The following is a 22,146-nucleotide window of genomic DNA, read 5'->3' on the forward strand; positions in this document are numbered from 1 at the left end:
CGGTAGTCACACGCGTCGGAGCACAGCCACTACCTTGCCGAGGATCGTGGCTTCGTCGCCGGGGATCGGCTGGTAGGCGGCATTGTGCGGCAGCAGCCACACATGCCCGTCCTCGCGCTTGAAGCGCTTGACCGTGGCCTCGCCCTCCAGCATGGCTGCCACGATGTCGCCGTTCTCGGCGACGGGCTGGCGTCGCACCGTGACCCAGTCGCCGTCACAGATCGCGGCCTCGATCATCGAGTCGCCGACGACCTTGAGGACGAAGAGCTCGCCGTCGCCGACCAGCTGCCGGGGGAGGGGGAAGACGTCCTCGACCGACTCCTCAGCCAGGATCGGCCCACCGGCGGCGATCCGGCCGACCAGCGGGACGTACGACGCGGCGGGCTTGCCCGTGGTGTCGGTGGTCTGGGTGCTCGGCTGGTCGGAGCCCCTGACCTCGTAGGCCCGGGGGCGGTGCGGGTCGCGGCGCAGGAAGCCCTTGCGCTCCAGGGCCATCAGCTGGTGAGCGACGGACGAGGTGCTGGACAGCCCCACCGCCTGACCGATCTCGCGCATGGAGGGCGGGTATCCACGGCGCTGCACGGAGTCCCTGATCACCTCGATCACCCGCCGCTGCCGGTCCGTGAGCCCCGAACTGTCCGCCCGGATACCGGGAGGCCGTCCGGGCAGCGAGCGTGCGGGGCGCGGGGGCAGCTGGCCCTCGGGGCCCGTTGCTGCGTCATTCATGGTGTGCACCGGCTCGAGTCGGTTCTGCGAACGGTCCTGGGCGGTGATGGTGGCGGTGTCTGCGGTCGTGGTCACGTCGTCGGCCCCTCTCGAGATGTTCTCTCCCTAGATTGGACAACGGTAGTGGCTTTCGAAAGGTTGCGCCAAACACACGTTCGAGTGAAAAAATAAAATACCCTTCACGTGAGCGCGGTGTCGGGTGTATGAGTGCGGCCGGGACCGAAAGGCAATTCGGTCGATTACGGTACCGTCCGCCGGTTGCGTTCCGCGCCGCGGGGGCGGTCGGCTGCGGAGTGCCGCGGCGAGTCCCCGGTCTGTCGGCGCCCGTCGTGCGTCTGTTGCTGTCCATCGCTTGCCGGTGGCCGTGGGGTGGCCCCCGATCCGGCCACCGATACGCTTCCCGTAGCCTCTTCCGAGCCGGACGGCCTCCGCGGCCGAACGCGACACGCTCTGCCGTGAAAGCGGGGCTGAACCCCAGATCTAGTGGTTGGATTGCAACAGCCACCCAGAAGTTGTGGTCCCTGGTCTTTCGCGCCCTGGGTCATCGCCTATGCTTGGTGCTGCTTCGAGGGGCTCGTTCCGGGCCCGGCGAGGCTATTCGGTCGTACTGCGAAGGAGGCTCGGAACCCATGCACTGCCCCTTCTGCAGGCACCCTGACAGCCGCGTTGTCGACAGCCGTACGACGGACGACGGCACGTCGATCCGCAGGCGCCGCCAGTGCCCCGACTGCTCCCGCCGTTTCACGACGGTGGAGACAGCATCGCTGATGGTCATCAAGCGCAGCGGAGTGACTGAACCGTTCAGCCGTACGAAGGTCATCTCGGGTGTGCGGAAAGCGTGCCAGGGTCGGCCGGTCACCGAGGACGCCCTCGCCAAACTCGGCCAGCAGGTCGAGGAGGCGCTGCGCGCCACCGGGGGCGCCGAGCTGACCACTCACGACGTCGGGCTGGCCATACTCGGGCCGTTGCAGGAACTCGACCTTGTCGCGTACCTGCGCTTCGCGTCCGTCTATCGGGCATTCAATTCGCTCGACGACTTTGAGGCCGCCATCGCGGAACTCCGCGACGCGCAGCCCCCCGCAGTGGGATGCGAGTGCGGAGGGGCCCCTGTGGCCCCCGTGCCCGCCACTGCCACCGACTGACCCTCCGGGGCCGGCGGACACAGACCTGCCTGCGGTGCTTCCTGCCCCGCAGGTGTCAGACAGACACAGTGCCATGGGAAGAACTGGGCACTTTTGGGCGTTTTAGCCCGCATATGGGAGGCGGCATGACAGAGACGGCGAGCGGCCCGGCACGAGGTTCCCGCGCGAAGGGGACCAAGGCGGCTGCTAATCGGCAGGGGCTGCGCAGCGAGCGCATCCACACCACTCCCGGCGTGCATCCGTACGACGAGGTCGTCTGGGAGCGCCGTGATGTCGTCATGACCAACTGGCGCGACGGCTCGGTCAACTTCGAGCAGCGTGGCGTCGAGTTCCCCGACTTCTGGTCGGTGAACGCGGTCAACATCGTCACCAGCAAGTACTTCCGCGGCGCTGTCGGCGCGGACAACCGCGAGAACAGCCTCAAGCAGCTCATCGACCGTGTGGTGAGGACGTACCGCAAGGCGGGCGAGGAGAACGGTTACTTCGCCTCCCCGGAGGACGCCGAGCTCTTCGACCACGAGCTCACGTACGCGCTGCTGCACCAGGTCTTCAGCTTCAACTCGCCGGTCTGGTTCAACGTGGGCACGGCCCAGCCCCAGCAGGTCAGCGCCTGTTTCATCCTCTCGGTCGACGACTCCATGGAGTCCATCCTCGACTGGTACAAGGAAGAGGGGATGATCTTCAAGGGCGGCTCGGGCGCCGGTCTCAACCTCTCCCGAATCCGCTCCTCCAAGGAGCTGCTCTCCTCCGGCGGCAACGCGTCCGGCCCGGTCTCGTTCATGCGCGGGGCCGACGCCTCCGCAGGAACGATCAAGTCCGGTGGCGCCACCCGCCGTGCGGCCAAGATGGTCGTCCTCGATGTCGACCACCCGGACGTCGAGGCCTTCATCGAGACCAAGGTGAAGGAGGAGGAGAAGATCCGCGCCCTGCGCGACGCGGGCTTCGACATGGACCTGGGCGGCGACGACATCACGTCCGTCCAGTACCAGAACGCCAACAACTCGGTCCGTGTGAACGACGAGTTCATGCACGCGGTCGAGGCCGGGTCCCAGTTCGGGCTGCGCTCGCGCATGACCGGCGAGGTCATCGAGAAGGTCGACGCCAAGGCGCTCTTCCGCAAGATGGCCGAGGCCGCGCACGTCTGTGCCGACCCCGGGATCCAGTACGACGACATCATCAACCGGTGGCACACCTCGCCCGAGACGGGCCGGATCACCGCGTCCAACCCGTGCAGCGAGTACATGCACCTGGACAACTCGTCGTGCAACCTTGCCTCGCTCAACCTCATGAAGTTCCTGCGCGACGACGACCAGGGCAACCAGTCGTTCGACGCCGAGCGCTTCGCCAAGGTCGTCGAGCTGGTCATCACCGCGATGGACATCTCGATCTGCTTCGCCGACTTCCCCACCGAGAAGATCGGCGAGACGACCCGCGCCTTCCGCCAGCTGGGCATCGGCTACGCCAACCTCGGCGCGCTGCTCATGGCGACCGGCCACGCGTACGACAGCGACGGCGGCCGCGCCCTGGCCGGCTCCATCACCTCGCTGATGACCGGCACCTCGTACAAGCGCTCCGCCGAGCTCGCCGCGGTCGTCGGCCCGTACGACGGCTACGCCCGCAACGCCGACGCCCACAAGCGCGTCATGAAGCAGCACGCGGACGCCAACGCGTCGGCCACGCGCACCGACGACCTGGACAGCCCGGTCTGGGCCGCGGCCACGGAGGCCTGGCAGGACGTCCTGCGCCTCGGTGAGAAGAACGGTTTCCGCAATGCGCAGGCGTCGGTGCTCGCACCGACCGGCACCATCGGCCTGATGATGGACTGCGACACCACGGGCGTCGAGCCGGACCTGGCCCTGGTCAAGTTCAAGAAGCTCGTCGGCGGCGGATCGATGCAGATCGTGAACAACACGGTCCCCAAGGCCCTCAAGCGTCTCGGGTACCAGCCGGAGCAGGTCGAGGCGATCGTCGCCCACATCGCCGACCACGGCAATGTCGTCGACGCCCCCGGCCTCAAGACGGAGCACTACTCGGTCTTCGACTGCGCCATGGGCGAGCGTTCCATCGCGCCCATGGGCCACGTACGGATGATGGCGGCCGCCCAGCCGTTCCTCTCCGGTGCCATCTCCAAAACGGTCAACATGCCGGCGTCCAGCACGGTCGAGGACGTCGAGGAGATCTACCTCCAGGGCTGGAAGCTCGGTACCAAGGCGCTTGCCGTCTACGTCGAGAACTCCAAGGTCGGCCAGCCGCTCTCGGCCAAGTCCAAGTCCGCCGACGAGGCCGAGAAGACGGAGCCGAAGACCGAGAAGGTCATCGAGTACCGCCCGGTCCGCAAGCGCCTGCCGAAGGGCCGCCCCGGCATCACCACCTCCTTCACGGTGGGCGGCGCCGAGGGGTACATGACCGCCAACTCCTACCCGGACGACGGTCTCGGTGAGGTCTTCCTGAAGATGTCCAAGCAGGGGTCGACCCTCGCGGGCATGATGGACGCCTTCTCGATCGCGGTCTCGGTCGGTATGCAGTACGGCGTTCCGCTCGAAACGTACGTCTCGAAGTTCACCAACATGCGCTTCGAGCCGGCCGGTATGACGGACGACCCCGACGTACGGATGGCGCAGTCGATCGTCGACTACATCTTCCGCCGTCTGGCGCTCGACTTCCTGCCCTTCGAGACGCGCTCGGCGCTGGGCATCCACTCGGCATCGGAGCGTCAGCGCCACCTGGACACCGGGTCGTACGAGCCGGGCGACGACGATGTGGATGTGGAGGGTCTGTCCCAGTCCGCACCGCGCCACGTGGAGGCTCCGAAGGCGGCCGCACCGCAGCCGGAGGCTGCCGCCGAGGTGCCCGCTCCGAAGCAGGCGCACAACTCGACCGAGCTGATGGAGATCACGCTCGGCCTGAACGCCGATGCGCCGCTCTGCTTCTCCTGCGGTACGAAGATGCGCCGTGCGGGCAGCTGCTACCTCTGCGAGGGGTGCGGCTCGACCAGCGGCTGCAGCTGACACGGGCTGCGATTGCGGCTGATGCGCCTCTGAGCACCGATGGCCGAGGGCGCTGAACCGCGCTGGAGAGGGCGCCGACCACTGGTCGGCGCCCTCTTTTTCTTGTTCCGGCTCCCGTGCTCAGGACCGGTGGTGTGCAGTGGTTGGGGCAGGTGAACGGACCGCTGCGGTCGCCCGGTTGACCGGTTTTCCCAACTATGTGATCGGTATTGGAAACAGCCCGGATGTTTGCGGCAGCTGATCCGGATGTGCTCCGCCGGACCATGACCCGGCGTCACTCTCCTGGCCGTACGATGGCGCGGTGCTGGTCAAGTGGATTCGCTGCACGGTGACAGACCCCAGAGGGTTCGAACAGGGGCAGCGGAGGTGGGCGGGGCTGCTGGGTGAGCCGGGATTCCGGGGGCAGGGGGGCGGCTGGAGCCGCAGTCGGCGGAGTGTGGCGCATGTGTTCGCCTTCTGGGAGAGCCGGCCCTTCTACGACTCGTTCATGGCCCGGGCGCACGACCGGCTCGCTGCCGCCCAGGCGGGCACGTTCAAGGACATGCAGGCCAAGCTCTTCGAGTACCGCTTCGATGTGAGAACAGGGTTCGAACCCCGCTTCGGCGATGCGGACGTGGTCCGGGTCGCGCACTCCCGTGTGCACCCCGAGCGGGCCGAGCACTTCGCGCTGATGCAGGAGAAGGTCTGGAACCCCGCGATGGCGGGGTCGCCCGGGATGCTGCGCGGAATGTTCGGAGAGGCGCCCGGGGACGAGTTCCTCGTCCTCTCGATGTGGCAGTCCGCGGCCGAGCGCGGGAAATACCGGCCGGAGCGGATCGAGCGGCTGTCGCTGCGTGCCCAGACCGACGCGGACGTGGCGGCGCTGGCGGGGGACGTCGTACAGCTGGAACCGTCCTGGACCGTATAGCCGCATGAGGGGCGTCGGCGCACTCGACGGCGATCCGATCTAGTGTTTTGGCATGGCTCGACCACAACGCATCGTTCTTGTCCGGCACGGGGAGTCGGAGGGCAACGCTGATGACACGGTGTACGAACGCGAACCCGACCACGCGCTGAAGCTCACCCCGGGCGGGCAGCGCCAGGCGGAGGCGACCGGGGCGCGGCTGCGGGAACTCTTCGGCCGGGAACAGGTGAGCACCTATGTCTCGCCCTACCGCCGTACCCACGAGACCTTACGGGCCTTCGGTCTCGATCCGGAACAGGTACGGGTCAGGGAAGAGCCCCGGCTGCGTGAACAGGACTGGGGGAACTGGCAGGACCGCGACGACGTGCGTCTGCAGAAGGCGTACCGGGACGCCTACGGCCACTTCTTCTACCGGTTCGCGCAGGGGGAGTCCGGGGCCGATGTCTACGATCGCGTCGGCTCGTTCCTGGAGAGCCTCCACCGGAGCTTCGAGGCTCCTGACCATCCGCCGAACGTCCTGCTGGTCACGCACGGCTTGACGATGCGGCTCTTCTGTATGCGCTGGTTCCACTGGTCGGTCGCGGAGTTCGAGGCGCTGTCCAACCCGGGGAACGGGGAGTCGCGGACGCTGGTGCTGGGCGAGGACGGCAAGTACACGCTGGACCGGCCGTTCGACCACTGGCGCGTTCCGGAACCGTACGGCGTCACCGGTTAACGGTACGGCGTCACCGGTTAGAGTGGAGGTGAGATGACCGCTGACTACGCTTTTCATTCCGTTTCCGGATCTCTTCCCGATGCTTTCGGACGCGCTCGGGCCAGCCTGCGCGGGCTCTCCGTCGGAGATGCTCTGGGCTCCCAGTTCTTCGTCCCCGACAACTATCCGCTGCTGGCCCGGCGCGAGCTGCCCGCAGGCCCCTGGCAGTGGACCGACGACACCGAGATGGGCTGTTCGGTGCTGGCGGTGCTGGCCTCGGAGGGCCGGATCGACCAGGACGTACTCGCCGCTTCCTTCGCCGCGCACCATGACTTCGACCGAGGGTACGGCCCGGCGGTCAACCGGATGCTGCGGCTGGTCAGGGAAGGCGGCGACTGGCGGGAACTGGCCAGCGGCCTCTTCAACGGCCAGGGTTCGTGGGGTAACGGCGCCGCGATGCGGATCGCGCCGCTCGGCGCCTGGTACGCGCACGATCCGGAGCAGGCCACGCACCAGGCCGAGATCTCCGCGTACACGACACATCAGCACCGTGAGGCGGTGGTGGGGAGCATGGCGGTGGCCGCTGCTGCCGCCCTGGCCGCGGATCCCGCGGGACCCCCGTCCGCCGCCGACCTGCTGGACGGCGTGATCGCACTCGTCCCGCGCAGCGCCGTGGGTGCGGGGCTGCGCCGGGCCAAGGACATGCTGGACTACGACGACGCGGGTACGGTCGCCGCGGTGCTGGGGTGCGGTCGGCGGACCAGCGCGCACGACACCGTGCCGTTCGCGCTGTGGTCGGCCGCGCGGGGCCTCGGCGATTTCGAGCGGACGTTCTGGACGACGGCCCAGGTCGGCGGTGATGTCGACACGACCTGCGCGATCGCGGGGGGCGTCGTGGCCGCCGGACTGGGCGGTATGCCGCCCGCCGGGTGGCTGGAACGGACCGAGGAACTGCCCGAGTGGACGCCTTCGCGCCTGTCGTGAGGTGAGGGGGCGCTTCCGGTGGCCCGGATGCGGCCAGGCCCAGCGCTCTCCCCGCGTGGTGTTGATGAGCAGCCCGGACGCGGCCGCGGACTCGTGGCCGGTCATCCCGGAGACGGTGGTGCGGGCGCGGATCTGTGTCGGCTGGGCCGGGGTCCGCGGCGCACGTTCCACGCCGGAATTTGCACCGCGTGCCGTGCTTCACGAATGTGATAATTCTGCGGTGAGGCCCTTCCGTGTGCTGATCATCCAGCGGGCCGCTGAGCCGTTGTCCGGCTCTTCAAATGCATTGCGGGTTGCGGGATTTCGGGTGGCGGTGGCTGTCCGGACGTGGTGAGTGATCTGGTCTGCGATCGGATCCCAAGGTTGATGATGTTTCGCCTATTTATATGCGCATGCAAATTTATGGACTGTGGTGTTGCCCGGATGGTCGACGAAGTGAACGTGTCGCCGCTGCGCTGAAGCGGTCGCTGAATTCATGGCCGGTACCGGGGTGTCGCAGGAGGTGTCCGGCGGCGTACCCTTGCTGGCGCCATGCCGTACGAACCACCCACGCACACCGTCGAGCGCTCACTGCGCGCCACTACGGGTGCCAAGACCGTCGCCGGCGTCGACGAGGTCGGACGCGGGGCCTGGGCCGGCCCCGTCACCGTCTGCGCCGCAGTCACCGGACTGCGTCGACCGCCGGCCGGACTCACCGACTCCAAGCTGATCAGCCCCAAGCGCCGCACGGAGCTGGCGGGGCTGCTGGAGTCGTGGGTCACCGCCTTCGCGCTCGGGCACGCCTCTCCGCTGGAGATCGACGATCTGGGGATGACGGCAGCGCTGCGGCTCGCCGCCGGGCGGGCGCTCGAAGCGCTACCGGTCCGCCCGGACGCGGTGATCCTCGACGGCAAGCACGACTATCTCGGTCTTCCCTGGCGGGTCCGTACGGTGATCAAGGGTGACCAGTCCTGCGTTGCCGTGGCGGCCGCCTCGGTGATCGCCAAGGTGCGCAGGGACGCGATGATGGCCGAGCTCGCCGCGGAGTCCGACGTGTGCGGGGGCTTCGCCTTCGAAGCCAATGCGGGCTACCCCTCGCCTGTGCACAAAGCGACGCTGGAGGAGCGGGGGCCCACCCCGTACCACCGGCTCTCCTGGTCCTATCTGGATGGGCTGCCCCAGTGGCGGCACCTGAAGAAGACCCGTCTCCCCGCGGAGGCCGTCGCGTTGGAAAGCGGGGGCCAACTCGGCTTCGACTTCTGAACTTTCAGTGGACCGGCGGAGAAAACTCCGTCCGAATCGCACTGACGTGCCCACCCGGTGGTGCCTCGTGCGCCGCCGTTTGATAGACATCCATTCATGCCTCTCATCCCCGAGGAGTCTCAGATTCACGAGAGTGCCCAGGGTCCCCGCGTTGTTCCGGCCGCCGGCCGTACTGCGTCGACCCCTCGCCCCGTACCCGGCCCGCGTCCCGCGGCCGTGCCACGCCCCGCTCGTCCGGGGCCCCGTCCTGCTGCCAGGCCTGCGCCCACCACGCCTCCCGCGCAGCGGACATCCTCTTCCCAGCGTGCGGACAACCGGCCGGGCAACCGTCCGGACGCCCGTCCCGAGACCCCTGCGGGAGACTCTTCCGCGCCGCAGGTCCAGTTGCTCCCCGCTTCGGCGGACGGTGCGCTGGACGCGGCGGAAGAAGCGGTCGACCTGCTGCTCGACACCGGTCGTGCACCGGGTGACGTCCTGGTGCTCACCACCGGCGAGCAGCACCCGTGGGCAGCACACGAGTTGTCCTTCGGCGAAGCCGCCTACTGGGCACAGCACGATGCCCGCGAGGACGTCTTCTACGCGAGCGCCGACGCAGTGGGCCGGGCGAAGGCCCGTCCCGTCGTGGTGGTCGCGCTCAACGGCGGAACCGACGAATCCGTGGCCCAGGTGCTGCCTGCGGCCAGGAAGTACGCGGGAGCGCTGCTGATCGTCTGCGGTGACCCGCAGCGCGTCAACGCCGTACTCGGCGCAGGCGTCTGAAACGTACGTCCCCTCCGCCCGGCCCTCTCCCGCAAGGAGCAGGCCGGGCGGAGGCGCGTTCGGTACGGTCGGCCGGCCGCGGGCGTACGCCGTGCGGCACGGTGCGCAACGGACTGTGCCGCGGCGGTCGTTGGTTGCGATCGGCGGCCTGGTTCAGCGGGCCGCGACCCGGCGGAGCGCGCCCGGCGCACCCGACCGGAGTGGCGCCGGGGGCGAGTCGTTACCGCTGCCGCCGATAGCGGCTGGGCGGGAGAGCGAGTTGGGCCGCCGCCCGCCGCGGCCTTCGCCCAGCACCTGCCAGCCGCCCCGGGTGAGCGTGATGTACGCCCCGCAGCGCAGCCCGTGCAACGTGCAGGCATCGCGCAGCCCCCACATCCAGGCACCGTCCTCCTCGGTCCACCGCTCGTCCCCCTCGCGGCAGTAGAGCAGTACGGCGGTGCGGACCGGCGTGCGCCGGCGGAGGTCATGCGGGATGACCCGGCGCAGATGGTCGAGGAGTGCGTTGCGGAAGTCCCAGCCGTCCGCCGGAGTGGAACGGCGTGTGAACGATGCACTGGCGACGAGCCGTTCCTCATGATCGAGCACGGCCACGACGGCGGTCGAAGGGATGGGGCGGTGTCTGGAGTGCAGACCGCTCACGACGTCACGGGGGCTGCGGAGCAGGGGTATGCCCGTGGCGGCCCACTCGGCAGGTTCGAGCAGCCGCCCGATCCGGTTTCCCGAGTCGGCGGCCATGGACGTCGAAGAGGCTGTAAGGGCGGCGGACGGAGTGAATCCGAAGGTCACGGTCCTCCCTTCGCATACCCGCCCATGGTGCGGGCAGGGTCGGGTGAGGCGCACCGGGACACAGCCCTTCCGAACACAGGCGGGCCGTGCGGGGAGCAGCCCCAATTCTTCCTGCCGAACGGGCAAGCGGCAACGAGCAATTCATGCGGTTGCCGGGAATCTGCGGGTACGGCTCACATATCTCTGCCCACCGTGGCACCTAGCGACTCATGTCGTCACCCCTGAACGGCGAGGACCAGCGGAAACACCCCCTTCGCTCCGGAACGGCACAGCAGCCGGGCCGCCACGGCGAGTGTCCAGCCGCTCGCCGACTGGTCGTCGACCAGGAGAACGGGACCGTCGGCAGAGGCGAGCGCCGCCGCCAGTCCGGGTGGCACCGTGAACGCCTCGTGCAGCGCCCGCACCCGCTGGGCGCTGTTGCTCGGCGCGATCCGCTCATAGGCCGACTGCGCGTACTCGACCCGGCCGAGCAGGGGCATGCGCCCGATGTCACTGATGCGGTGGCCGAGCGACTCGATGAGCTCGGGCCGGGTGTGCGAGGCGATGGTGACGACGCCCACCGGCCGGGGCGGCGCGTCCGGCCCGCCCGAGGCCCATCCGCCCGGTCCCCGGGCCCAGTCGGCCAGTACGGTCACTACGGCATCCGCCACAGCGTCGGGCACGGGGCCGTCGGGGGCCTGTGGTGCGAGCATCGGTCGCAGTCTGTTGCCCCAGCCGATGTCCGAGAGCCTGCCGAGTGCCCGGCCGGGAAGCGCCTGTTCGCCCTTGGCGATGCGGCCCTTGAGGTCGACGCCGACTGCCGCGAGCCCCGTCGGCCACATCTTCCGGGGCTCTACTTCTACGCCTGGCCTGCTCAGTTCACCCCGCGCACCGTCGAGCGCCGCAGTGGAAACCTCTGCGGTGAACCGGCCGCCCGCACAGTTGTCGCAGCGACCGCAGGGCGCTGCCTCCTCGTCGTCCAGCTGCCGACGCAGAAACTCCATCCGGCAGCCGTCCGTGGTCGCGTAGTCACGCATGGCCTGTTGTTCCGCCGCCCGCTGCCGGGCCACCCAGGCGTAGCGCTCCGCGTCGTACGTCCAGGGCTGTCCCGTGGTGGTCCAGCCGCCCTTCACCCGGTTCACCGCGCCGTCGACGTCGAGGACCTTCAGCATCGTCTCCAGCCGGGTGCGCCGCAGCTCGACCAGGGGCTCGATGGCCGGCAGCGAAAGCGGCCTCCCCGCCTGGGCGAGCACGTCGAGGGTGCGCCGCACCTGCTGCTCGGGCGGGAAGGCGACCGAGGCGAAGTACTGCCAGATCGCTTCATCTTCCTTGCCGGGCAGCAGCAGGACCTCGGCATGCTCGACACCTCGGCCCGCGCGGCCCACCTGCTGGTAGTACGCGATGGGCGAGGAAGGCGAACCGAGGTGGACCACGAACCCGAGGTCGGGTTTGTCGAAACCCATGCCCAGAGCGGACGTGGCGACGAGCGCTTTGACACGGTTGGCGAGCAGATCGTCCTCCGCCTGCTGGCGGTCGGCGTTCTCCGTCTTGCCGGTGTACGAGGAGACGGTGTGGCCGCGCTGGCGCAGATAGGCGGCGACCTCCTCGGCGGCGGCGACCGTCAGCGTGTAGATGATTCCGGAGCCCGGCAGTTCGTCGATGTGATCGGCCAGCCAGGCCAGACGGTGCGCTGCGTCCGGGAGGCGCACGACACCCAGGCTCAGGCTCTCCCGGTCGAGCGGACCCCGCAGGACCAGTGCATCGGTACCCGCCCCTGTCCCCAGCTGGTCGGCGACATCGGCGGTGACGCGGGAATTCGCCGTGGCTGTGGTGGCGAGCACGGGCACGCCCGGCGGAAGGTCCGCGAGCATGGTGCGCAGCCTGCGGTAGTCGGGCCGGAAATCGTGGCCCCAGTCGGAGATGCAGTGGGCCTCGTCGACCACGAGCAAACCGGTGGCGGCCGAGAGCTTGGGCAGCACATCGTCGCGGAAGTCCGGATTGTTCAGCCGCTCCGGGCTCACCAGCAGCACGTCGACCTCGCCCGCGGCCACTTCCGCCTGGACTGTCTCCCACTCCTCCGTGTTCGAGGAGTTGATGGTGCGAGCTCTGATGCCGGCCCGTGCTGCCGCATCCACCTGATTGCGCATCAGCGCGAGGAGGGGAGAGACGATCACTGTGGGGCCGCTGCCCTGAGCCCGCAGGAGCGAGGTCGCCACGAAATAGACCGCGGACTTGCCCCACCCGGTCCGCTGCACGACCAGCGCCCGGCGCTTGTCCGCGACGAGGGCCTCAATGGCCCGCCACTGATCCTCGCGCAGTGCGGCGGCACCAGTGGGGTCGCCGACGAGACGGGCCAGTACGGAATCGGCCGATGCTCTGAGGCCGGAGCGGTCTGAGTTGGTCATGACCCCATGCAACCCGATCGCACTGACAATGCGCGAATGAGGAAGCCGGCCTGTGGATAACTTTATCCACAGGGGTCGCGGAGTCGGGCGGATCGCGGGACCTTCGAGCCATGAACAAGCACGACGAAACCAACGGTCCTTCACCCGTTCAGGAACAGGTCACGCTGCGCGGCCCTGCCGAACTCGCCGACGCACTGCCCTATCTGCTGGGATTCCATCCGACCGACTCGGTGGTGATGGTCGCGCTGCACGGAGCCCGCGGCCGTTTCGGCGGACGGCTCAGGCTCGGTATCCCGCGCTCGCCGCAGGAGTGGCAGCCAGTCGCCGACCAGCTCGCCGACGGGCTGGTCACCGGCAGCGAGAACCGAGGCCGGCGGCCGGAGGGCATCATCGTCTTCCTCTGCCAGGATCCAGGTCCGGGGGAGACCCCGGCGGATGTCATGGAGCGGCTTCGCCCGTTCGCCCAGCATCTGCGTACGGCCTGCGGCGCCCGGGACGTGCCCGTTCCCGAGGCCCTCTGCATCTCCGACGGCAGATTCTTCTCGTACTGCTGCCCCGACACCCGGTGCTGCCCTTCCGACGGGAACCCCATGGCCCTGCCCGGCACTTCGGTGATGGCCGCGGCCGCGGCGTACGCGGGAATCCAGGTGCGCGGATCCCTCCAGGAGATGGAGGCCAGGCTCACCCCGTGGCAGCCGCCTCGCACGGCGGCGCAGGAACGCGCGCTCGATGAGGCGGCAGGCGCTCTGGTGCCGAGGATCCTGGCCGGTGCCGACCGTGAACAGGTCGGACAGGAGACGCTGGACGCGGCCCGGCGACTCGTCCGCCGGATCGGGCGGACACCGCAGAAGCCGGGCTGGGCCGAGGCCGATGTGGCGGACGATGCGCTCATCACCGACGATGAGGCCGCTCTGGTTCTTCTCGGGCTTCAGGACCGTACGACCCGTGACCGCGCCGCCGAGTGGATGGAAGGGCCCTCCGCCCCGTCGGTCGTGCGGCTGTGGCGGGCCCTGGCGCGCCGCTGTGTCGGCCCGTACGCCGAATACGCCGCGGCGCCACTGACTCTCGCGGGCTGGGTGGCCTGGTCGACAGGGGACGAACCGAGTGCCCGGGTAGCCCTGGGGCGTGCTCTGGCCCTCGACCCCGATTACATTTTCGCCCGGCTGCTTCACCAGGCGTGCAATGAAGGACTCGACCCCGAGGCGCTCCGGCACTGCCTGCGCCGGGAGCGGAGCAACCGGGCGGCATCGAGTGAGGCACCCGCGCAGAGCGGCCGGCGCACTCATCCCAAACCGCCGGGCGCCCGCCAGGACCCCCTCCCGGGGACCGACCGGCCCGGGGTGCCGGCCGGTCGCGGCCGGTCGCGCCGCCGCAGCGGTCACCGCGGGTCGCGGACCGGCCGATGAGAGCGGGACACAGGTACGGCCGTGACCCGGCCGCGTCCAGCGCCGTTCATCCGGATGGTGGTGCGCGGCGGTCCGCGCCGGGAGCTCCGCCGCAACCGGCCGTAGCGCTCAGGAGGCGGAAGATGGCTCTCAGCGTCCCTTCAGGAACCCGCGGGGCGGCCGGGGGCCGTTCCCCAGGACCCGCTCCCGCGGACGCGCCCGCAGGTCCGCGTCGACGAGGTGAACTGCCTTCCGTGCACAACGCGTTGATCTGCGTGGGCCTCCCCGGACTGGCCATTTCCCCTGCGCACGGGCAACTGACCGGCCAGGGCTTCGACGGTTACTACCAGTCGGGGCGACGGCTCCTCTCCCGCTGCCATGTACGCGTGTCCGGGCGTGAACCGGTCGCCGTCCGGGGCGGGTTGATCGGAGCCGGCCGGGCCCGGTTCGTCGCTGTGGTGCGTCTGCCCGGCGCGGTGGGGCCCGATCCCGAGCTGGTCGTGGAGCGCCTGCGCTCCGCCGATGGCACAGAGCGGATCACCCTGCGCAGTGCATCGGACCGGACTCTGCGGGTACCGGTGGAGATCGGGCTCGGTACCGACCTGGCGTTCCTGGGAGCCGTCGCGGCCGGCTCCCCGGGGACGGAACTGCCCGCCAGCGTCCACGGAGCCGGTCTTCGCTGGTCGGGAGACGGGTGCCATGCCGTCGTCACGGCAGATCCTCCGCCGGAGGACGCGCTGGCCGCCACAGGACTGCTCAGATGGCAGCTCGAACTGCCTCCGGGAGGTTCCAGGAACATCGAACTCCGAATCCGCACGGACGCGCAGCCCCGCCCTGCGGGTCCGCTGCTCGGAGGCGCGCTGTCCCCGGCGAGCGCAGACAGCGACGATCCCCGGGCACAGACACTGATGCGCACCAGTCTGGAGGATCTGCGCGCGATGCTGGTCCGGGATCCGGGCCACCCCGCCGACATCTATCCGGTGGCGGGCGTGCCATGGCGCTGCGGGTTCGCGCCCGCGGAGATCCTCTGGACCGCCCGGATGACCCTTCCCCTCGGTACGCGTCTCGCCGCCGCAGCGTTGCGCCGACTCGCCCGTACTCAGCTCGGGGGGACCGGGCCCGGCGCCGGACGTATTCCGGGGCCCCTCAGGGATGCCGGCCCCCATCTGCCGCCCACCTGTACCGGGGTGGAGGCGACACTGCTCTTCCCCGTGCTGCTGGCGGAGGCCAGGCGCTGGGGCCTGCCCGAGCGGGAGGTGGCGGGGCTGCTTCCCGCGGCCGAGCGCTGTCTTGCGTGGCTCCGCGCGGCGGCGGACGAGGAGAGCCTGCTCGGCGAGCCCGGAGCCGGAGGCTTGCAGCGCGCGGAGACCCAGGCGCACGCCCACCGCGCCGCGGTGCTCGCGGCCGAGCTGCTCGACGAGTGCGGCCGGCCGGGCGCGGACGGCTGGCGTGAATGGGCCGGCATGCTGCGCAAGGGATTCCGGGAGGCGTTCTGGATCGAGGACCGGACAGGGGGCAGGCCCGCGGCCGCGCGTACTCCCGCCGGCCAACTGGTTCCGCAGCTGGGCGCGGGAGCGGCTCATCTTCTGGACACCGGTCTGCTGGGCGGTGGCAGATTCTCCGAGGGGCTGCTGGACAAGGTGCGGACGGAGCAGGTTGCCAGACTGCTGGGCGGTCCGGCGATGGATTCGGGCTGGGGGCTCCGCAGCCTTGGCGTCAGGGAGCGGGGCCACAATCCGTTCGGGCACAGGGGCGGCGCCGTACGCGTGCATGAGACCGCTCTCGCGGTAGCGGGGCTGGCGGCCTCGGGATTCGAGAAGGAGGCGTGCTCGCTGCTGGGTGGAGTGCTCGCCGCGTCCGATACCTTCGGCCACAGGCTTCCCGAGATGTATGCCGGGGTGCAGCGGACCGAGGACAGTGTCCCCCTCCCGCATCCGGCCGCCTGCCGTCCGGCGGCTGTCTCCGCTGCTGCGGGGATCCATCTGCTCACGACTCTCGCGGGTGTCCGTCCCGATGTTCCGGCAGGAACGGTCGCACTCCGGCCGATGAGCAGCGCCCCGCTCGGCGCGATCCAGTTGTCAGGGCTGTCGGTGGCTGGGGAGCCCTTCTCCGTGCGTGTCAGCAGGCTGGGCCTCGGGATGGTCGAGGAAGCCGCGGCCGGGCTCCAGCTGGGGTTGTGAACGCGCTTGAGGAGCGCCGGAGTACGGGTGAATTGGAGAACACTGTGGATGCCGAAGGGCGTGTTTATCGTCAGAGAGACGACTATGATCATGGCATGTCGCCCTACGACCCGTCGGCCTTTCCGCCCTTCGCTGTCACCGTCGATCTGGTCGTGCTCACGGTGCGCAGTCATGCGCTGTGCGCACTGGCTGTGCGCCGTGGGGAGGCGCCCTATCAGGGCCGGTGGGCGCTGCCCGGCGGCTTCGTCAAGACGGACGAGGACCTCGGCGCGGCCGCGGCGCGGGAGCTGGCGGAGGAGACCGGGCTGTGCGCCCTCGATCCCTCAGCCCCTGTCCCGGCTCCGGGCAATGGTGCGCACCTCGAACAGCTGGGCACCTACGGCGACCCGAAGCGTGACCCTCGCATGAGGGTCGTCAGTGTGGCTCATCTGGCGCTCGCGCCCGATCTGCCCGCGCCCCGGGCCGGTGGCGACGCCCACAGCGCCCGGTGGGCGCCCGTCGAGGTCCTGCTGGGCCAGGAGGGCGCCGTAGCCAGGGCTGCCGAGCCGCCCGAACCCCTTGCTTTCGATCACGCGCGGATCCTCGCGGACGGTGTGGAGAGGGCCCGGTCGAAGATCGAGTACTCGTCGCTGGCCACTGCCTTCTGCCCTCAGGAGTTCACCGTCGGTGAGCTCCGCCGCGTGTATGAGGCGGTGTGGGGCGTGGTCCTCGATCCTCGTAATTTCCACCGCAAGGTCACCGGTACGCCGGGGTTCCTCGTGCCCTCGGGCGGTACCACGACCCGCCAGGGCGGTCGCCCCGCTCAATTGTTCAGAGCGGGAGGTGCGACGCTGCTCAACCCCCCGATGCTCCGCCCCGAGGTCTGAGAACTACCGCCGTGCTGCACCAAAAGTCCTAAATGTCGAGTTATCTTGCTTCGGTAGCCGCCCATGCCGCCCGGCGGCCCTGCTACTCGCGGGAGAAGCGATGCTCCAGGCCATCGGACTCACCAGCCACCCCCGCCGGGATCTGCCGTCCGCGGTGGAGGACCTGACCTTCGAGGCCGAACCCGGGCAGATCACGGCACTTCTCGGCGCCCCGGGCGCCGGCAAGACCACCGCCCTGCGGCTGATGCTCGAACTGGACCACGGGCGTGGCGTCACCTATTTCCGTGGCCTTCCGCTGCACCGGATCGCCCGCCCGGCCGCCGAAGTGGGAACCCTGCTCGGTGATGTGCCCGGAAATCCCTCGCGTACCGTGCGCGGACACCTGCGCATGCTCTGTGCGGTGACCGGGATGCCGGCCTCGCGCGCCGATGAACTGCTCGAAGGCGTGGATCTCGTCAGCCTCGCGGGTCAGCGGCTCGGCACGCTCTCCCACGGGATGGACCGCAGGCTCGGCCTCGCCGTCGCCCTGCTCGCCGATCCGCAGACGCTTGTCCTGGACGAACCGGCTGAAGGGCTCTCACCACGCGACAGCAATTGGCTCTTCGGGTTGCTCCGCGATCACGTGGCCCAGGGGGGCACCGTTCTGTACACCACAAGCGACCCCAAGGCGGCGGCCCGTACGGCCGACCATGTCGTCACCATCGACGCCGGACGGCTGGTGGCGGACCAGCAAGGAGCCGAGTTCGCCCGCACCCGGCTCCGCCCCCGGGTCGCCGTACGTACACCCCACACGGCACGCCTTGCCGGACTGCTCGGCCGCGAGGCCCGCGAGGGGCACCGCTCCGTGGAAGTCGTCACCGAGAGCGGCAGCAGGCTCTCCGTCTACGGCAGTAGCTGTGCCGAGGTCGGTGAGGCGGCGTTCCGGAACGGGGTCCTGATCCATCAGCTCGCCGACGAGACCGGCGACATGGGGCCGACGGGCGGGGTCGACGCCCTGGCTGCCGGCTCGTCCGGCTCCGAGCCATTCGAGCCCGAACCTTCCGAGCCCCAAGGTCACTCCGAAGCAGGTGGCCGTGATGGATACCCCTACGACGGATCCGATCGCGGACCCTTCGACTCCGCGGGCCCCGCTCCCGACGCCCCCGTACTCGCGGCCCGGTCCGCACTCCCGGAGCTCCAGTCCCTGATCGCGGCGCGATCCGAACTCTCCGAGCAGCAGCCGGTAATCACTCCGCTCCCGGCCAGGGGGCCGAGCAGGCCGCTCCGTTACGAGCTGCGGCGAGTCTTCGGCGTCCGGACGGCTCTGCTCGTCGTGAGCATCATCCTCCCCGTCTCCATCGCGCTGTCCGTCGCGCTGGCCAGGACCGGTCGGACGCCGGTCTCCCATCTGCTGATGGCGTGGCCCGATCTGCTTCCGCTGCCGCCCGCGGCCTTTGCGTCCGGACTGCTCGGCGCTCTCGCGTTCGGCGACGAATTCCGGTATCCGGCGCTGGCGGTGGGCCGCGGTGGAGTCCCGAGGCGGTTCGGCCTGCTGGTGGCCAAACTCGCCGTATCGGGTGCGACGGCCCTCCTGCTGGCGCTGCTCACGGCCGTGGCCGACACAGGGGTCCTACGGCTCGTGTACGGCGGCGACTTGGCAGGTATCCCACAGAACTGGCCATCGCTGGCGGTGGGTTGGTCGGGTCTGGCCGTCGGCTGCGCATGGGCGGGGCTGCTGGGCGCCGGCGTCTTCAGGAGTACGACCGCGGGGCTGGCCGCCGTGCTGTCGGTCCCGGTCGCCGTCGTGCCGCTGGTGCAGGCAGCCCTGGCAGCACCCGCGGCCCGCTCGGTCGCGGGGCTCCCCGCCAGGCTCCGTGAACTCGCCTGGGTCTGGCCCCACGAGACGGACCGCTGGCTGATCGCGGCTCTCCGTCTCCTCTCGCAGCCCGTTGGTGCGGCCCTCGCCCTGTCGCTCACGGCTCTGCTCTGCGCGTATCTGGTCACCGGCCTTCGGCGCAGGGCCCGTTGGTGACTGTCCTGGTTCACTTGGCGACGCCTTGCAGGCAACTCCCAGAAGAATGCCCGGTTCTTTCCGATAAGGCGTCAATTGCAGGGAGGTCGATGATCACCCTTTCGTGTGCTTTTCACCAAAGACCTCAAGGGGGGCCCGAGGCGCGCCGACAAAGGATGCGTGACTACCCTTGCGCACTCCATGATGACCACCGCCCGCTCTGCCGATTCCGGCCTCGCAGGCTCGGGTGAACTCGACCGCCATCCGTACGCAGAGGCGCCCGGCGCCGGCCGTGCCGGAGCTTCTCCCTGGGGCGGCGGCGATGCCGAGATGGGCAGGGTGGGCCGGCGGGCGACGGGCAGCCGTGGCCGCGGTCTGCACGGCCAGCTGGTTCAGCAGCTCGGCCAGATGATTGTCTCCGGCGACCTCGGCGCCGACCGCCCGCTCGTTCCTGAGGAGATCGGCCAGCGCTTCGAGGTGTCCCGCACGGTGGTGCGGGAGTCGTTGCGCGTCCTTGAGGCCAAGGGCCTGGTCAGCGCCCGACCCAATGTCGGAACCCGGGTCCGCCCGGTCAGCGACTGGAATCTGCTGGACCCGGACATCATCGAATGGCGGGCATTCGGGCCGCAGCGTGACGACCAGCGACGGGAGCTGAGCGAGCTGCGCTGGACGATCGAGCCGCTGGCCGCGCGTCTGGCGGCCGGGCATGGGCGTGAGGACATGCAGCAGCGCCTCGCGGACATGGTCGAAATCATGAGCCACGCCCTGGCCCAGGGTGACGCGGTCACCTTTTCCCGTGCCGATGCCGAGTTCCATGCCCTGCTGATCCAGCTCGCGGGCAACCGCATGCTGGAGCACCTCTCGGGCATCGTCTCGGGCGCCCTCCAGGTCTCAGGCGGCCCCGTTACAGGGTGTGACCGTCCCACCGAGATCTCGCTCGTTCACCACGCCCGTATCGCCGACGCGCTGGCCGCGAACGACCCGCAGGCCGCGGAGGCGGCCATGCGTCAACTGCTGACCGTCCACCCGGAGGTGGAGCGCGTCGTTCCCGCGCCGCGCGTGCATTGATCCCGCGGCGTGGCCGGGGTGCGGGGCTGAACCCGGTGTCGCCGGATCCCAGGGGGGTCCGGCGGCGTAATTATGGGTATGCGTCCCTTGGGGAGCCGTATGTCGCGAATAGGGTGTGACTCGGGCCACGCGGATTGGGCGTAACACTCTTTGAGGCAGCGCGATGACCTAAGAGGTGGTAGCCGAAGAGGGAATGCAGGCGTCGTTGGCGGCGCTGTACAGCTCCGAAGCTCAGCCCGCGCCGTCGGTCATCCCCAGCCGGCGGTCGTCGGTTCCAGGCCCGTCAAGGGCGGAGCCGGAAGCCGTTTCCATCGTTTCGAGAGGTTGTTCGTGTCGGCCAGCACATCCCGTACTCTCCCGCCGGAGATCGCCGAGTCCGAGTCTGTCATGGCGCTCATCGAGCGGGGAAAGGCTGATGGGCAGATCGCCGGCGACGATGTACGCCGGGCCTTCGAGGCTGACCAGATTCCGGCCACCCAGTGGAAGAACGTTCTGCGCAGCCTCAACCAGATCCTCGAGGAAGAGGGTGTGACTCTGATGGTCAGTGCCGCGGAGTCGCCGAAGCGCCCCCGCAAGAGCGTCGCAGCGAAGAGCCCGGTGAAGCGCACCGCCACCAGGACTGTCGCGGTCAAGACGACCGCGGCGAGGACGGTGGCGGCCACTGCCGCTCCTTCTGCCGACAGTGTGGACGCTGTGGCTGACGACGCCGAGCCCGCGAAGAAGGCCGCTGCCAAGAAGACGGCTGCCAAGAAGACCGCCGCGAAGAAGACGGCAGTCAAGAAGACCGCGGCCAAGAAGACCGCCTCCAAGAAGGACGCCGACGAGCTTCACGACGGCGACGAGGCCGCCGAGGAGACCCCGGTTGCCAAGTCCGGCGAGGAGGAGGAAGAGGGCGGCGAGGCCAAGGGCTTCGTCCTCTCCGACGACGACGAGGACGACGCGCCCGCGCAGCAGGTCGCTGTCGCCGGCGCCACCGCGGACCCCGTCAAGGACTACCTGAAGCAGATCGGCAAGGTCCCGCTCCTCAACGCGGAGCAGGAGGTGGAGCTCGCCAAGCGCATCGAGGCCGGCCTCTTCGCCGAGGACAAGCTGGCCAACGCCGACAAGCTCGCGCCGAAACTCAAGCGTGAGCTGGAGATCATCGCGGAGGACGGCCGCCGGGCCAAGAACCACCTGCTTGAGGCCAACCTCCGTCTGGTCGTCTCGCTCGCCAAGCGCTACACGGGCCGCGGCATGCTCTTCCTGGACCTGATTCAGGAGGGCAACCTCGGTCTGATCCGCGCGGTCGAGAAGTTCGACTACACCAAGGGCTACAAGTTCTCCACGTACGCCACCTGGTGGATCCGTCAGGCGATCACCCGCGCCATGGCCGACCAGGCCCGCACCATCCGTATCCCGGTGCACATGGTCGAGGTCATCAACAAGCTCGCGCGCGTCCAGCGTCAGATGCTCCAGGACCTGGGCCGCGAGCCCACCCCGGAGGAGCTGGCCAAGGAGCTCGACATGACCCCTGAGAAGGTCATCGAGGTCCAGAAGTACGGCCGTGAGCCGATCTCCCTGCACACTCCGCTGGGCGAGGACGGTGACAGCGAGTTCGGTGACCTCATCGAGGACTCCGAGGCAGTCGTCCCGGCCGACGCGGTCAGCTTCACGCTCCTCCAGGAGCAGCTGCACTCGGTCCTGGACACGCTGTCCGAGCGTGAGGCCGGCGTGGTCTCCATGCGCTTCGGTCTCACCGACGGTCAGCCGAAGACGCTGGACGAGATCGGCAAGGTCTACGGCGTGACGCGTGAGCGTATTCGCCAGATCGAATCGAAGACCATGTCGAAGCTGCGGCACCCGTCGCGTTCGCAGGTACTGCGCGACTACCTCGACTAGTCCGTCAGTCCGTCACAGGATGCGCCGAAGCGGGTCCGTACCTCTCCGTAACGAGAGATGCGGGCCCGCTTCGCGTTTCCGGTGTGGGTGTATGCGCCACGAGACTGATTCACTCTGAGTGAGACAAGTTCACTGGAGAGTCAGGAGGTC

16 protein-coding genes are annotated in these 22,146 nt (G+C 69.4%); 13 read left to right on the top strand and 3 right to left on the bottom strand.

What is annotated here, in order from left to right; translation table 11 throughout:
* Positions 1–6 precede the first annotated feature (6 nt).
* Complete coding sequence (lexA, locus tag OHB13_RS28170; protein WP_266852333.1) at positions 7–801, bottom strand: transcriptional repressor LexA; 795 nt, start codon at positions 799–801, stop codon at positions 7–9.
* A 554-nt stretch (positions 802–1,355) separates the two neighbouring features.
* On the opposite strand from lexA, the gene nrdR reads away from it, so the two are divergent.
* The 7 genes from nrdR to OHB13_RS28205 all read left to right on the top strand — a co-directional run bounded on the left by nrdR (position 1,356) and on the right by OHB13_RS28205 (position 9,459).
* Positions 1,356–1,868: a transcriptional regulator NrdR gene (nrdR, locus tag OHB13_RS28175; RefSeq protein WP_266852331.1), complete on the top strand. Its 513-nt coding sequence runs from the start codon at positions 1,356–1,358 to the stop codon at positions 1,866–1,868.
* Between the two features lie 125 nt (positions 1,869–1,993).
* A complete protein-coding gene (locus OHB13_RS28180; RefSeq protein WP_328378899.1) occupies positions 1,994–4,876 on the top strand; it encodes a vitamin B12-dependent ribonucleotide reductase in 2,883 nt (960 codons plus the stop codon).
* Positions 4,877–5,177: 301 nt separating this feature from the next.
* Complete coding sequence (locus tag OHB13_RS28185; RefSeq protein ID WP_266852327.1) at positions 5,178–5,783, top strand: YdbC family protein; 606 nt, start codon at positions 5,178–5,180, stop codon at positions 5,781–5,783.
* A 52-nt stretch (positions 5,784–5,835) separates the two neighbouring features.
* Positions 5,836–6,495: a histidine phosphatase family protein gene (locus OHB13_RS28190; protein WP_328378900.1), complete on the top strand. Its 660-nt coding sequence runs from the start codon at positions 5,836–5,838 to the stop codon at positions 6,493–6,495.
* Between the two features lie 33 nt (positions 6,496–6,528).
* Positions 6,529–7,458, top strand: coding sequence for an ADP-ribosylglycohydrolase family protein (locus OHB13_RS28195; protein WP_328378901.1), 930 nt, complete (start codon positions 6,529–6,531; stop codon positions 7,456–7,458).
* Positions 7,459–7,989: 531 nt separating this feature from the next.
* Positions 7,990–8,700: a ribonuclease HII gene (locus OHB13_RS28200; RefSeq protein ID WP_328378902.1), complete on the top strand. Its 711-nt coding sequence runs from the start codon at positions 7,990–7,992 to the stop codon at positions 8,698–8,700.
* A 96-nt stretch (positions 8,701–8,796) separates the two neighbouring features.
* Entirely contained in the window at positions 8,797–9,459 is a 663-nt protein-coding gene (locus tag OHB13_RS28205) for a hypothetical protein (RefSeq protein WP_328378903.1), read from the top strand.
* A 153-nt stretch (positions 9,460–9,612) separates the two neighbouring features.
* On the opposite strand, the gene OHB13_RS28210 is transcribed toward OHB13_RS28205, so the two are convergent.
* Positions 9,613–10,245, bottom strand: coding sequence for a hypothetical protein (locus tag OHB13_RS28210; RefSeq protein WP_328378904.1), 633 nt, complete (start codon positions 10,243–10,245; stop codon positions 9,613–9,615).
* 215 nt (positions 10,246–10,460) lie between these two features.
* On the bottom strand, positions 10,461–12,629 hold the full coding sequence (locus tag OHB13_RS28215) for a RecQ family ATP-dependent DNA helicase (protein ID WP_328378905.1): 2,169 nt from the start codon (positions 12,627–12,629) through the stop codon (positions 10,461–10,463).
* Between the two features lie 110 nt (positions 12,630–12,739).
* On the opposite strand from OHB13_RS28215, the gene OHB13_RS28220 reads away from it, so the two are divergent.
* The 6 genes from OHB13_RS28220 (at position 12,740) to OHB13_RS28245 (ending at position 21,996) form a co-directional block, all read left to right on the top strand.
* Positions 12,740–14,035 (top strand): DUF4192 domain-containing protein, encoded by a 1,296-nt coding sequence (locus OHB13_RS28220; RefSeq protein WP_328378906.1) that lies wholly within the window; start codon positions 12,740–12,742, stop codon positions 14,033–14,035.
* 122 nt (positions 14,036–14,157) lie between these two features.
* A complete protein-coding gene (locus OHB13_RS28225; protein ID WP_406070911.1) occupies positions 14,158–16,194 on the top strand; it encodes a glycogen debranching N-terminal domain-containing protein in 2,037 nt (678 codons plus the stop codon).
* Positions 16,195–16,289: 95 nt separating this feature from the next.
* The gene (locus tag OHB13_RS28230) at positions 16,290–17,060 is read left to right on the top strand and encodes an NUDIX hydrolase (protein WP_328378908.1); all 771 of its coding nucleotides are present in this window, start codon (positions 16,290–16,292) and stop codon (positions 17,058–17,060) included.
* Positions 17,061–17,160: 100 nt separating this feature from the next.
* The gene (locus tag OHB13_RS28235) at positions 17,161–19,071 is read left to right on the top strand and encodes an ABC transporter ATP-binding protein (protein ID WP_328378909.1); all 1,911 of its coding nucleotides are present in this window, start codon (positions 17,161–17,163) and stop codon (positions 19,069–19,071) included.
* A 105-nt stretch (positions 19,072–19,176) separates the two neighbouring features.
* Positions 19,177–20,118: a FadR/GntR family transcriptional regulator gene (locus tag OHB13_RS28240; protein WP_323183633.1), complete on the top strand. Its 942-nt coding sequence runs from the start codon at positions 19,177–19,179 to the stop codon at positions 20,116–20,118.
* Between the two features lie 330 nt (positions 20,119–20,448).
* The gene (locus tag OHB13_RS28245; RefSeq protein WP_266852307.1) at positions 20,449–21,996 is read left to right on the top strand and encodes an RNA polymerase sigma factor; all 1,548 of its coding nucleotides are present in this window, start codon (positions 20,449–20,451) and stop codon (positions 21,994–21,996) included.
* Positions 21,997–22,146: the final 150 nt, after the last annotated feature.

It is taken from the genome of Streptomyces sp. NBC_00440, from assembly GCF_036014215.1.
Taxonomy (GTDB): Bacteria; Actinomycetota; Actinomycetes; order Streptomycetales; family Streptomycetaceae; genus Streptomyces.

What these genes read in the sequence shown, in the direction of transcription:
- OHB13_RS28200 (WP_328378902.1), top strand. Translation starts at nt 7,990, where the DNA reads ATGCCGTACGAACCACCCACGCACACCGTCGAGCGCTCACTGCGCGCC.
- OHB13_RS28220 (WP_328378906.1), top strand. Translation starts at nt 12,740, where the DNA reads ATGAACAAGCACGACGAAACCAACGGTCCTTCACCCGTTCAGGAACAG.
- OHB13_RS28230 (WP_328378908.1), top strand. Translation starts at nt 16,290, where the DNA reads ATGTCGCCCTACGACCCGTCGGCCTTTCCGCCCTTCGCTGTCACCGTC.
- OHB13_RS28180 (WP_328378899.1), top strand. Translation starts at nt 1,994, where the DNA reads ATGACAGAGACGGCGAGCGGCCCGGCACGAGGTTCCCGCGCGAAGGGG.
- OHB13_RS28235 (WP_328378909.1), top strand. Translation starts at nt 17,161, where the DNA reads ATGCTCCAGGCCATCGGACTCACCAGCCACCCCCGCCGGGATCTGCCG.
- OHB13_RS28225 (WP_406070911.1), top strand. Translation starts at nt 14,158, where the DNA reads ATGGCTCTCAGCGTCCCTTCAGGAACCCGCGGGGCGGCCGGGGGCCGT.
- OHB13_RS28190 (WP_328378900.1), top strand. Translation starts at nt 5,836, where the DNA reads ATGGCTCGACCACAACGCATCGTTCTTGTCCGGCACGGGGAGTCGGAG.
- OHB13_RS28205 (WP_328378903.1), top strand. Translation starts at nt 8,797, where the DNA reads ATGCCTCTCATCCCCGAGGAGTCTCAGATTCACGAGAGTGCCCAGGGT.
- nrdR (WP_266852331.1), top strand. Translation starts at nt 1,356, where the DNA reads ATGCACTGCCCCTTCTGCAGGCACCCTGACAGCCGCGTTGTCGACAGC.
- OHB13_RS28195 (WP_328378901.1), top strand. Translation starts at nt 6,529, where the DNA reads ATGACCGCTGACTACGCTTTTCATTCCGTTTCCGGATCTCTTCCCGAT.
- OHB13_RS28215 (WP_328378905.1), bottom strand. Translation starts at nt 12,629, where the DNA reads ATGACCAACTCAGACCGCTCCGGCCTCAGAGCATCGGCCGATTCCGTA.